Origin of the sequence: Brenneria izadpanahii, assembly GCF_017569925.1 — a bacterium.
GTDB classification, from domain to species: domain Bacteria; phylum Pseudomonadota; class Gammaproteobacteria; order Enterobacterales; family Enterobacteriaceae; genus Brenneria; species Brenneria izadpanahii.
Genome location: NZ_CP050854.1, coordinates 3,421,131 through 3,432,871 on the forward strand (window position 1 = coordinate 3,421,131; position 11,741 = coordinate 3,432,871).

At 51.1% G+C, this 11,741-nt stretch carries 10 protein-coding genes and 1 pseudogene; 2 read left to right on the forward strand and 9 right to left on the reverse strand.

Features of this window, described 5'->3' with window-relative positions; translation table 11 throughout:
• Positions 1 to 244: 244 nt before the first annotated feature.
• From HC231_RS15270 to HC231_RS15295, 6 genes are all read right to left on the reverse strand, one after another.
• The gene (locus tag HC231_RS15270) at positions 245 to 1,987 is read right to left on the reverse strand and encodes a PTS transporter subunit IIC (RefSeq protein WP_208227502.1); all 1,743 of its coding nucleotides are present in this window, start codon (positions 1,985 to 1,987) and stop codon (positions 245 to 247) included.
• A gap of 42 nt (positions 1,988 to 2,029) precedes the next feature.
• A complete protein-coding gene (locus tag HC231_RS15275) occupies positions 2,030 to 2,293 on the reverse strand; it encodes an HPr family phosphocarrier protein (protein WP_208227504.1) in 264 nt (87 codons plus the stop codon).
• 18 nt (positions 2,294 to 2,311) lie between these two features.
• Positions 2,312 to 2,764, reverse strand: coding sequence for a PTS sugar transporter subunit IIA (locus HC231_RS15280; protein ID WP_208227506.1), 453 nt, complete (start codon positions 2,762 to 2,764; stop codon positions 2,312 to 2,314).
• A 47-nt stretch (positions 2,765 to 2,811) separates the two neighbouring features.
• Positions 2,812 to 3,459: an L-fuculose-phosphate aldolase gene (locus HC231_RS15285; protein ID WP_208227508.1), complete on the reverse strand. Its 648-nt coding sequence runs from the start codon at positions 3,457 to 3,459 to the stop codon at positions 2,812 to 2,814.
• A 320-nt stretch (positions 3,460 to 3,779) separates the two neighbouring features.
• Positions 3,780 to 4,481, reverse strand: a complete 702-nt coding sequence (locus HC231_RS15290) for a DeoR family transcriptional regulator (RefSeq protein WP_208227510.1) — start codon at positions 4,479 to 4,481, stop codon at positions 3,780 to 3,782.
• A 346-nt stretch (positions 4,482 to 4,827) separates the two neighbouring features.
• Complete coding sequence (locus HC231_RS15295) at positions 4,828 to 5,343, reverse strand: rhomboid family intramembrane serine protease (RefSeq protein ID WP_246494532.1); 516 nt, start codon at positions 5,341 to 5,343, stop codon at positions 4,828 to 4,830.
• A 260-nt stretch (positions 5,344 to 5,603) separates the two neighbouring features.
• On the opposite strand from HC231_RS15295, the pseudogene HC231_RS24020 reads away from it, so the two are divergent.
• A pseudogene (locus tag HC231_RS24020) lies at positions 5,604 to 5,747 on the forward strand (Arm DNA-binding domain-containing protein); the annotation flags it as partial.
• A gap of 145 nt (positions 5,748 to 5,892) precedes the next feature.
• Positions 5,893 to 6,669, forward strand: coding sequence for an HAD-IIB family hydrolase (locus tag HC231_RS15300; RefSeq protein ID WP_208227514.1), 777 nt, complete (start codon positions 5,893 to 5,895; stop codon positions 6,667 to 6,669).
• 394 nt (positions 6,670 to 7,063) lie between these two features.
• Here HC231_RS15300 and HC231_RS15305 read toward each other — a convergent pair whose 3' ends face one another.
• The 3 genes from HC231_RS15305 to HC231_RS15315 form a co-directional block, all read right to left on the reverse strand.
• Positions 7,064 to 8,797, reverse strand: a complete 1,734-nt coding sequence (locus tag HC231_RS15305) for a peptide-N4-asparagine amidase (RefSeq protein ID WP_208227516.1) — start codon at positions 8,795 to 8,797, stop codon at positions 7,064 to 7,066.
• Positions 8,798 to 8,892: 95 nt separating this feature from the next.
• On the reverse strand, positions 8,893 to 10,350 hold the full coding sequence (gene tldD / locus HC231_RS15310; RefSeq protein ID WP_208227518.1) for a metalloprotease TldD: 1,458 nt from the start codon (positions 10,348 to 10,350) through the stop codon (positions 8,893 to 8,895).
• Between the two features lie 16 nt (positions 10,351 to 10,366).
• Positions 10,367 to 11,740 carry a TldD/PmbA family protein gene (locus tag HC231_RS15315; RefSeq protein ID WP_246494533.1) on the reverse strand — a complete coding sequence of 458 codons (1,374 nt, stop codon included), beginning with the start codon at positions 11,738 to 11,740 and terminating at the stop codon, positions 10,367 to 10,369.
• Between the last annotated feature and the right edge of the window lies 1 nt (position 11,741).

Genomic DNA, 11,741 nt, shown 5'->3' on the forward strand with positions numbered 1-11,741 from the left:
CCACTTCGCTCGCTGCTGAATAAGTTTTGGCCAGAGACGAAGCGCAGGTATAAATCTCCCCCAGTCCTGCGCCGCCTCCTGCATGCTGAACCCTGATGACGACCAGGCCGGTATATATTTCAGCGCCCTGAACGGCGACTTCACATCCGCGTTATCGTCACTCACTCGCGGTCGGCTAGCGCGATAACGGCGTTTGCCCAGCGCAGGCGTCGCACGAGCGCTGGGCGTGAAATCCTATCCTGAATTAGTGGAACAGATTAAAGAATTTCCACAGGATAAAGGACAAAACATGCGACCCCTGATCGAGTGAGGAAATCTCGCTGGTATCTGGCGGAATATTAAAGCCGATACTATGGGCAACCTGCGTAATTAAAGGCGCCATGGCGGTACCAATCCACAAAATGCAGCAGACGACGACAATGGAAGAGAGCAGCGAGCGGAATAAATTTCCTGCACACGGAATAATAACCCAGGTCAGGAAAATCGGGATCACGGGTAAATCGGCAAAAGGCAGAATCTTATTACCCGGTAAGATCGCAGCGATAAATAATGTCAGCGGCACCATTAATATGCCAACGGCAAGTATTTTCGGATGCCCTAACGCAATTGCGCCATCCAGACCGATATAAACTTTGCGGCCTGGAAATTTTTTAGACATGTATGTCTGGGCGCCGATGGAAATAGCCGATAAGCCTTCCATCAGTTTTCGTGTCATCATTGGCAACAAAATCATTACTGCCGCCAATTGGGTCATCAGGGTTAAAGTCGCTTTTAAATCATAACCCGCTAACAAACCAATACCGAGTCCGATCAGCAGGCCTAAAATGCCCGGATCGCCAATAATCTTATAAAGAACGCCAACTTTTTTCTCATTATTATCCTGTTGACTGTTTTCATTCTGGTGAGAAGGAAAAATTTTCTCCATAATCTGGTCGTAAATTTCATTGCCCGCAGCCCCTGCGAGAATTTTTACGCCTAGCCAGGATGGGCAGTCTAAACGGGTGCCCGGCGGTAACGCCGCAGAGTGAATAACGAAATCGGGTTTTACCGATTGTGCATACTGTTCAACTTCTGCAAGCTTACATTGCGAGATGTCTAACTGGATATTCAGATCGTCAAAATGCTTTTGCACTTTTTTGATGATCATCGACGAGGTGGCAACACCCGAAGGGCAGCAGACCAGACACTTCGCTTTGCTTTGATTATTGATCGCATCATCCGGGTTAATGTTTTTCTCGCCGATTCTGTTTAATCCAGGAATGATGCTCCATAGCTTGTTTAATCCATAACCAACGGGTAACCAGTTAACAGTTTCCAGATGGGCAAAGGTGACGCCCGGCATCTGGAAATATTTCTCAACGATGGGCGCCCCCCAGTCAGCCAATTTCAGCACCACAATAATACTGATGGCTATCGCCAGCAGACTTAAGAATATGGAATGGGTAGAGTAGTAAACCAACGCGCCAGTAAAAATAAAATGCCAGTAATTCCATAAATCCACGTTGAGGACGTTGGTCCAGTTGCGCCACAACATGATGCCATTAATCAGAAAATGTAAAACAAACACCCAAAGTACCAGCGGCGTGGCATAAGAGATGGCGGCACCAACCGACCAGCCGGTATCCATCACGGTTAACTGGATATCAAAACGATCGGTCATCAGCTTGGTTGCTGCGCCAAGATTGGTCACCATAAAACCAATCATCAGGTTGATGCCAATAAAACCAACCGATATCGCGATAGCGCTTTTTATCGCATCAAGAAGTTTTACTCTAAAGAATAAGGCCACAAACATAATTAAAATAGGAACAACAATTGTTGCGCCATAGGACATAAAATTATCTATATAGCTTACGATGAGAGCGACCATGTTAGTAACCTCACTGGTGTTAAGCTCAAAGCAAATCGATTTATATATGCCGGGCAGAAATAAATCGTTTTTATAAAAAAGTTCAAGGGCAGCGGCGCTACCCAAACTTATCACCATCGTATCTCGATGGTATTTAGAAAATACCCTGGTATAGGCGAATTAATCTTCTAATGAAGCGATCAAATCAGTTAGTTTATTAAGTGCATCATCTTCATCAGGACCATCTGCGCTAATAGTGATCCTATCTTTATAAGAGATGCCGACCTGGAGGAGTTTCATTAAACTTTTGCCATTGGCAATTTTATCCCCTTTTTGCACAAAAATATCACACTGAAATAACTTTGCCTCTTTAACAAAATGAGCGCCTGGTCTGGTATGCAGTCCGGTAGGATTCGTTATCAATATTTCAATAGATTTCACCATGACCTCCTGTTATTCGGTTTAAAATTTGCCAAATACGGACTTGAGATCCTCGGCATTTTTTACCTGCCTGAGCCGCTCAATGACATTATCATCATCAAGCAGCTCCATAATTTCGATCAGGATGCCTTCATTGATTTCTTCGGTGCTTTTCGCGGCCATAGTAAAAAGAATAGAGACGGGTCCGTTGTTTTCATGACCAAAATCAACCGGCTCTTTGAGTATTACCAGACTGCAGCCTGTTTTGAGTGCGCCAGCTTCTGGTCTGGCATGCGGCATCGCAATACCGGGTAAAATAACAAAATAGGGGCCGTGTTCCGCTACGACGTTCAAAATCCCCTGGTAATAATCGGCAGTGATGTATTCCTTTTCTTCCAATAGGGTACAACCTAGCTTAACTGCCTCCTGCCAATTATTCGCGGTGCATTGTAAGGCAAATAAGTTTTCCGTGATGATTCTCGAACCTAATGTCATGAGATAATCCTTTTACTGAATGTGAACCATTATTAAGTAGCGATGAATTATTTGGCATCACGTAGGCCATAACCGTGAAATTTAACCAATACTTCTTCAAGCTGCGCATCTGATAATATAGGTGCTGGATTCATAATCGGCAAAATGGATAAATAGAGTTTCGCTAACACTTCTACTTCTTGTGCCAGCCATAAAGCTTTCTCCAGCGTTTTTGCCGTGGTGATCATGCCATGATGTTGCAACAGGGTTGCTTTGTACCCTTTCAATGCCTTAACAGCGTTGTCCGATAGCGCCTGGCTGCCGTAGGTTGCATAGGGCGCGCACGGGATTATATTCCCCCCCGCCGCGGCGACCATGTAATGAATAGCGGGGATTTCTTTATTCATCACAGCCACGGCGGTGGCGCAAACCGCGTGGTTGTGCAACACAACATCTTCTTCCGGCTTTGACTTCAGAATATCCAGATGAAAGCGCCATTCCGAAGAGGGATTTTTCCCTGGTTCTGACTGCCCATTCATATCCACATATACGATGTCGTCTGGACTTAAATACTCATACGGAACACTGGTTGGCGTAATAAGCATACCTTTCTCATAGCGCACGCTAATATTGCCGGAGGTTCCCTGATTCAGCCCCATTTCACTCATTTTAAGGCAAGTGTTAATGATTTCCTGACTTATTTCATTTCTGCTCATTTTTGACTCCGCGACATTAACTTTCCCTTGAAGTTATATGTTTGGCCAATTTCAGCCTCCATGCTTTTTAGAGCAGCTTGTGAAGCCAGTCATAAAAATGCCGACAAATTCGCGTGATTTTAACAATTCTCGCATTTTACTTTTGCCTTTTTGATTCGGTTTTTAATCAAACGGTCATGCGAATGCGATATAATAACAGCTGACTAATTGACACCGGACCTGCAAGAGCAGTAGTGAGATGAAATAACGAAGGTGATGGGCTCACAACGCGAAAAGGAGGATGCATTAATGTCGCCGGATGCTGATAATTAACGCCCCTTTTAGCTATAAAAAATCGACGTAACCTCATTAAGATTGAATAGGTTTAGCTCACCGCGAGAACCTATCTTGCTTTTATCAACTAATAAAATCTTACTCTTTGCCCAACCAAAAACGTATTTTTTGAACTTCGCATTGCCATTATTGGTGTCCCAAATATTTCCCATGCGATCAATGCTGTCGCAGGAAAAAATAAATACATCAATTTGTCGAGATTTAATGGATGCCATTGCATCGGCACTCATGAAAAAACTCGAATATTTCCTTATTAAAGTGCCACCGGTGCAAATAATGGTGATATTATCTTTCTTTTCGAGTTCACAGCAAATTCTAAAGCTATTGGTGATAACGGTCAGGGGTATATTGGGGAGTTGTTTTGATAAATACCAGCACGTGGAGCTGGCATCAAGCGCAATACACATATTGGGCTTAATTTGCGAGAGCACCTGAGACACCACTTCTTTCTTATTCCTTGAATGGCGTCTAAAACGATCGAAAAAAGAGAGTCCGTTATCGCTTTGATCATCGGCCAGATATTTAATTTTACCGTGCTGGCGAATGATTTTTCCCTGACGGTGCAAATCACGGATATCGCGGCGGATGGTTTCAATACTCACCCCTAACATTGCAACCAGTTCATGAGTTGCCAGCGATTGGTGAGAGGACATTATTTCGAGGATTTTACGTTGCCGTTTTTGTTTCATAACAACCTTCATACAACGAAACCAGATACTGCATTATACCCAATAATACGCCAACCAGCGCTAATCGCTCTAAATAGCTTCGCCTATAGCAGATCAACTCAATCCAAACTGTGCGATCGGAGCAATCGCCAAAAATCACAAATCACCAACCGGACTGAATGATATCGATCATAGCATTATTCCCGATAGAGTACGGAACTTCTGACGCTCATCGACAATCGACTTTTTGGCGCTACGCTTCCATCCGTTCGGACTGGAAAGCTGCGCGCGGCGTATCCAGTCGCAAGGTTCAGCGATCACGGCGTTGTCGGCATTGATCCCAATGGTCGGATCTCTGTTACAGGTTTTAAATGATTTTATTATCAAAATATAATTTATGCTTTCTGTAATAAACTAGACTCAATACAAGACCGACACAAATGGAAAGCACATGACCAGGTTTTGGATAGTGTGCATAGATAATGTCCAAGATCATTGCTGGTAATATAGAAAAAACCACAGCGAACTTTAACATATTAGTCGTATTCTCTTTAACTAAAACTAATAATAAAGCGAAAGAAGAAACTCCCAACACAGCTTGAGATGATCCTGTGCCGATATTCCAAGGATAACTTACAAAATTAGTACTATAAAGGGTTCCTAATGCACCAGTAGTAAACCATAAAGCGAACAAAAATCGGGGGCCGATATGCTTTTCTAATAACACACCTAGTATCAAAAAAGATAACACATTGTAAATCATATGAATCTGCTTAACATGTATGAATTGAGAAACCAGCAGTCGCCAAACTTCAAAATCATACAGTTTACTTGGCGTTACCCCTCCAAATTTATCTAAATCCAGAACATTTATTTTCCCCATAAAACTATCCGTTAGGGAGTATGAAACATATATAGAATAAAAAAATGTCAGACATATAATAAATATGGTTGCTAAGGGGAAGTGGTTTTTTTTCAACATCAACGTTATCCTATTATAATTTTAAGTTATCGTGATATATAAACTAAAATTTAGTTTAATTATACAGAGATGCGAGATAGTTCTATCTGGTTCAACAATGGCATAGCTGTAGGTTTATGGCAAACGCCCTGCAACGTTAAGTATCAATAATATCCCCCCATATGCGCCTTTCCAACGCGCAAATCCGCAATCTCAAGCCGACATCCCCCAGCAAAGCCGCCGATACTCATGGCCTGTCTCTTTTGGTTAATCCCGGCGGTTCACGTCTCTGGTATCTCAAATATCGTCTCGACGGCAAAAGCGCCGCCCAGGTTCGTAATAATGAATGTTAAAACGTATGGATGAAGTTATCTCCCGTCGTTGACGTAGTTGATTAATCCCACATTGAATAGTTGCAAAATGTATTGCATCTTGGGAGTTTTTAGTCATTAGCATATTTGGATAAATGACATGAAACCGATTGATCAAGCCGATCCTTCTACTTTTAAAGATGTTCGCTTTGTTCTTACTGACATGGATGAAACCTTAACTTATCAGGGACGGCTGGCGGCTGAAACCTATAGAGCCCTTGAACGGCTGCAAGCGGCCGGCGTAAAAGTCATTCCCGTCACCGCCGCTCCTGCTGGATGGTGCGACCAGATGGCGCGCATGTGGCCGGTGGATGGCGTGATCGGAGAAAACGGCGGGTTCTTTTTCAGAAGATGCGGTAAACATAGTGTCGAGCGATATTTTTGGCATAGTGAAGAAGCGCGCCCAGCGGTTACCGAACATCTCGCTCAGATCGGGGAGCAGGTAAAATTTTCTGTTCCTGCGGCCTGCTTTGCCGATGATCAGCCATTCAGACTCACCAGTCTGGCATTTGCTCAGTCACAGGATCGCCGCCAACAGGATCTGATTTTTAACGCTTTGCGCAACGCCGGGGCTGATGCGACGGTAAACAATCTCTGGATTCTCGGGTGGCTTGGCGGTTACGACAAGCTGGAAATGGCTCGCCGGGTGTTGCGTCATTACTATAACCTCGATATTGATTCCGATCGTTCCGCCGTCCTTTACAGCGGTGATTCTACAAACGATGCTCCTATGTTTTCATTCTTTGAACATACGGTGGGCGTAAGCACCGTCGCGAAATATCTTGATCAAATCCCGCGATTACCCCGATGGATCACTCGCGGACCGGGCGGCGCGGGTTTCGTTGAAGCAGCCGATGCTGTCATCGCATCCCGCTAATCCTACTTAACGACTATCCCTGTAGACGTTGCTGGCGCAGCCCGTTTAGGCGCGGACGGCCGTATATTGATAGGCTTCAGTCCGCCCCAACAAGCAACCGCGAGGACAGTGCAAAATCACTCGGTTCTGAAAGTGCATAACCAGCATATCGATAAACTGCCGCACCTTAGCCGTAAGGCGTTTCCTCTTCCAACGAGATCTTTGGCGATGCTCAGGCCGCGTTAGCAAGATTCAATCCGCCTACGAGTGATGTTGCCGAGCGCCTCGCCGCAAGTCATCCCAAACTCGCCGACAAAGAATTTGGTTTCAGCGTCGGCGCGGATGGACGGCTTGTGCTAACGTTCGCTGGCGGCCTCTCAGATAAACAAACAGGCCAAACAAGTAAGCAATGCGCTTACCATGATTTACTCTGCTCAGAGACGCGGCAACCATCGGTAACAGACGTAATTGTCGCATCCCGGCTGGCGATCGTCCTGTCATAGCAACCGGCCAAGCTATCCTGAATCTGCAAACGCGCCTGTGATGTGCTTGAAGGCGGAAGCGTTTGAGCCGCTGATTTCCCCGGAACAATGACAACAGCGTTGGCGCTGACGGAAAATCTTGTCCGGCGGGTAGCATCTTTCGCCGTGGCCACATCACGAGCAAGCTCCTGTTGAACGTCGTACCCATACTTTTGGCCAGCGGCAACATCCGATCTCGTTTGTCTTACCGTAAGAGGAAAATGCTCGGCGCTATCCCGGCGCTGGCGTCCACTCGGGCCATCTTCAATAACCTGGCTGGTAAGGCTCGTCATCTGCACGATCTTGTTGCTGTAAGGCGTTCGCGTAAAGGTATTATCGAACGACATCGTTTGGCTGGTCTGGGTAGTCACGCGCCCGCGCGAAGTATCCACATAGCCGGTCAGCTTGAGAGTTTGCTTCGCGGTGGTGACCGCCTCGCCGGAGCCCTTTTTATCCAGGGGAATGGTTCGTGCGATCGTCACGGCAACCGGCTCGCCTGAATGGCTTGTCAGTTCCCCCTGAACCACATCGCTGTCCGGATCGCGCCAAATTAACAAGGTTCCGGTCATCACGGCAAAGCCGCGGAATCCGACGGCGGTAAGATCGATATGATGCGGCTTGCCGTCATTCAGTTTCCCGGCGAACGGCGTGAGATCGACCCGGTACGGAGATAGATTCAGCGTTTCGATGCCGGGGATCTGTTTCCACAAGGCCGGGTAGAAGCCACCGGTATAGATCCAGGGAAATACCGGGGCAATGCCCGCCAACGTGCCATCGATACGCACCTCCGTTTGCCGGAACGGAAAGCCGCAGGTCTTGTCGCTAGCGGTGATTTCGGCCACCGTATCGCGCATCGGCATACACATGTACCAGAACTCATCGCGTTGCTGCGGCATGGCAAGAACATCGAGCATCACCCGCGTGGCGTTGCGCGGAAGATCGACGCGGCCGGTCAGCGTAGGTGCCGCGGCGTTCAACAATACAGGAGCGTTGCTGAGCGGCAGGATGAGATCGGCGCTATCCGGTGCGGGATTCGCGCTGTCCACCGGGTAAAAAACCATCTGGGCGGTCCACCAGATCCGGCCGTTGAGCGTTTCGTTAATCGCGTTGGTAAGCTGCGCTTCTCCCAAAACAGACTGTCGCAAGAACGAGCTGTAATCGGTCAGATCCCGCTCGACATGCCATTTGGGCGCGTGCGTTTTCGTCGGTTCGGCGGTCGTGCCGGTATAGATATTGACGCTGCCGAGCATAAGCCGTGCGCTGCGATCGTACTGCTGCCCGCTACTGACATGAAAATCCATTTCGAGAACCACCTTAGACCAGGGGCCGGGGCAGTCTCCGGGCGGACGATAGCTAACCGGCAAAGGCGCCTCGCTGTTAAATTCATGCTCGGGGAACAACTCCACCGTACAAGCGCGGATATGCGGTCTTGCCACCAGCAGGTCAACGCCGGCGACCTGCCGGCTGCCAATCTCCGGCGCCGGCGCCGGCACGATCGGCGTTCCCGGCGGCGCGGCGAGACACGCCTGCGCCGACAACATCACGGCCAGCGGCAAAGTACAAAGCCGCCGGGCCGACTGACTGAAACGCGCATTTTTCAGCATTCGGCTAAAAGAAAATTTCAACATGTCCCACCCGGTCGTTTCTGTGTCTGATTGCTGTTGATTAACGTTTATCACCATGAGGGGCTGAGCCGGTGCTCACGGCGGTCGCGGGGGATGAATCACCCCTGGCGCGTGCCGCCCACCACCAGGTTATCCACCTTCAGCGTTGGTTGCCCAACGCACACCGGCACGCTTTGTCCGGCCTTGCCGCACACGGCGGTGCCGCGATCCAGCGCTAGATCGTTGCCGACCATGCTGATTAACTTTAGGGTTTCCGGGCCGTTGCCGGTCAGGGTGGCGCCTTTAACCGGCGTGGTGATTTTGCCGTCTTCAATCAAATACGCCAGCGCGGTCTGGAAGCTGTACTGGCCGCTGACGATATCCACCTGGCCGCTACCCAGATCGGCCAGATACAGCCCGCGTTTCACCGAGGCAATGATCTCCTCCGGCGCATATGGCCCGTTGCGCATAAAAGTGTTGGTCATGCGCGGCATCGGCAAATGCGCGTAAGACTGGCGACGGCCATTGCCGGTCGGCGGCAGCTTCATCAGGCGCGCGCTCAGGCTGTCATGCATATAGCCTCGCAGAATTCCGTCCTCAATAAGCGTGGTGCACTGGGCCGGATGCCCCTCGTCATCGACGTTTAGCGAACCGCGCCGCCCGGCCACGGTGCCGTCGTCCACGATATTAACGCCGGGTTGCGCCACTCGCTCGCCGATGCGCCCGGAATAGACCGAGGTGCCCAGCCGGTTAAAATCGCCTTCGAAGCCATGGCCCATCGCTTCGTGCAGCAGCATGCCGGGCCAGCCTGCGGCAATCACGACCGGCATACCGCCGGATGGCGCGGCGACCGCCTCCAGATTGATCAACGCCGTATCGACCATAGAACGCAGCGCCGCCGACACCTGTTCTTGGTTGAACATCGCGAAATCGCCGCGCCCCCCGATGCCGGCGCCGGCCGTCTCGCGCACGCCCCGTTGTTCAACCACCACGCCCATGCGCAATACCAACATCGGCCGAATATCCGCCGCCTGATGGAAATCATGGCGCAGAATATAGTTGACCGAATGGGTCAACTCCAGGCTGGCCGTCACCTGCACCACCCTGGGATCAATCGCCCGCGCCATACGGTTGATGTTCTCCAGCAGGCCGATTTTCTGCGCTGCATCACTGGCCAGCAACGGATCGTCGGCGATGAAATTCAGCCGCTGCACGCCATCGGTCGGCATCGCAACCAGGGCGCGTTTACCCGGCGCGGCAATGGTTTTGACCGAGCGGGCGGCATCCAGCAGATGTTTCTGGCCGATATGCTGGGAATAGGCGAATGCCGTCTGGTCTTCTTCCACCGCTCGCAGGCCGAAGCCCTGATCGGCATTAAAGGAACCCCCTTTCACCACGCCGTTTTCCATCGACCAGGTTTCGCGGCGCAGGCTTTGCACAAAAAGATCGGCATAATCCACCCGGTGCGCCAGCACCTGATCCATCATCGCCTGCAAATGGGCGTCTGTAATGCCGTGCGGATCCAGCAACTGCTGTTTGGCCTGCGCCAGATGCAATATTGTTACTGACTCACTCATGATAAATTCCTCTGGCTTAGCGCCCCGCCACCTGCAGGCCGTCTATTAATACGGAACCGCTGGCCAGCGCGCCCTGAATCAGGGTATCGGCGCCGACGGCCACGATGTTGCGGTAGATATCCGCCAGGTTGCCCGCTACCGTCACACCGTCAACCGCATGGCGAATTTCGCCCGCCTCCACCCAAAAGCCGCGCAGGCTGCGAGAGTAATCCCCGTTGATCAACCGTGCACCGCCGCCGCTAAAACTGGTCACCAGCAAGCCGGTATGGAGTTTTTTCACCATGGCGGAGAAGTCATCGTCGGCCTGGGTGCGGCTGCTACGCAGGATCAGGTTGCCCGGCCCGGAACCGTTGCCGGTGGGCTCCATCCCCAGGCGGCGCGCGGCATAGGCGGACAGAAAGAAACCGCTCAGGCTGCCGTTATCCACCACGCTGCGCGCCGCGCCGCTGATACCGTCGCCGTCGAATGCCCGGCTGGCTAATCCCTGCGGGACGAACGGATCTTCCTCAACGCTGATATGCTCGCTGAAAATACGCTGGCCGAGGCGATCGGCGAGGAAGCTGTTTTTGCGATACAGCGCCGCGCCGCCCGCCGCTTGCACGAAGTGATCGAGTAACGAGAGGGCGCTGCGCGGATCGAACAGCACCGGGCAACGGCGGCTGCCGGTCAGCGGCGCGACATCCAACGCGGCCAGCGCCCCGAGCCCTGCCCGCCGGCCGATCGCCTCCGGCGTCGTCAGCGACGGCGCAAGATGAGATTGTGAATACCAGAAATCCAGTTGGCTGCGCCCCGCTTTTCTGGCCAACGCCTTGGCGCTCATCACATGGCTGGTTTGCCGATCGCCCTGGGCGAACCCCTGGCTGTTCATCAGGAACCATTGGGATTGGCCGCTACGTACCCAGGCGCCATCGCTGACCACCCCTTCCCCCGCCGAATTGATGCCATGCTCTATGCTGTGGGCCAGCGCCTGCGCGCCGATTTCGTCCAATTCCCAGGGGTGCCATAAATCGAGTTCGCGCGGCGCTTGGCACAGATAGCGCGCCGGCGGCAAGCCGGCGAACGCATCTTCGCCGGTATAGCCGGCAATCCGACAGGCGGCCTGAACGGTTTCGCTCAGGCGCGCCGGTGAAAAGTCAGTGGTGCTGGTGGCGCCCTGATGCTGCCCGCGATAGACCGTCAACGACATGCCGGACTGCGCATCACGGGTACGCGCCCGCAGCCGGCTCTGTCGCATTTCAATCAACAGACCGTTACTTTCGGAAAAAATCACCTGCGCGGCAGAGGCGCCGGCCCGCATCGCCTGCGCGACTACGCTGTCGGCCAGCTCCGCCAGTTGCTGTTGGCTATAGGCAAAGGTATTCGCCATGATGGCCTCCGGGTCATCGGTCATG

Excerpts from the sequence above, each read along its gene's own strand:
- HC231_RS15270 (WP_208227502.1), bottom strand. The coding sequence starts at position 1,987 with ATGGTGATAAGTTTGGGTAGCGCCGCTGCCCTTGAACTTTTTTATAAA.
- HC231_RS15275 (WP_208227504.1), bottom strand. The coding sequence starts at position 2,293 with ATGGTGAAATCTATTGAAATATTGATAACGAATCCTACCGGACTGCAT.
- HC231_RS15280 (WP_208227506.1), bottom strand. The coding sequence starts at position 2,764 with ATGACATTAGGTTCGAGAATCATCACGGAAAACTTATTTGCCTTACAA.
- HC231_RS15285 (WP_208227508.1), bottom strand. The coding sequence starts at position 3,459 with ATGAGCAGAAATGAAATAAGTCAGGAAATCATTAACACTTGCCTTAAA.
- HC231_RS15290 (WP_208227510.1), bottom strand. The coding sequence starts at position 4,481 with ATGAAACAAAAACGGCAACGTAAAATCCTCGAAATAATGTCCTCTCAC.
- HC231_RS15295 (WP_246494532.1), bottom strand. The coding sequence starts at position 5,343 with ATGGGGAAAATAAATGTTCTGGATTTAGATAAATTTGGAGGGGTAACG.
- HC231_RS15300 (WP_208227514.1), top strand. The coding sequence starts at position 5,893 with ATGAAACCGATTGATCAAGCCGATCCTTCTACTTTTAAAGATGTTCGC.
- HC231_RS15305 (WP_208227516.1), bottom strand. The coding sequence starts at position 8,797 with ATGTTGAAATTTTCTTTTAGCCGAATGCTGAAAAATGCGCGTTTCAGT.
- tldD (WP_208227518.1), bottom strand. The coding sequence starts at position 10,350 with ATGAGTGAGTCAGTAACAATATTGCATCTGGCGCAGGCCAAACAGCAG.
- HC231_RS15315 (WP_246494533.1), bottom strand. The coding sequence starts at position 11,740 with ATGACCGATGACCCGGAGGCCATCATGGCGAATACCTTTGCCTATAGC.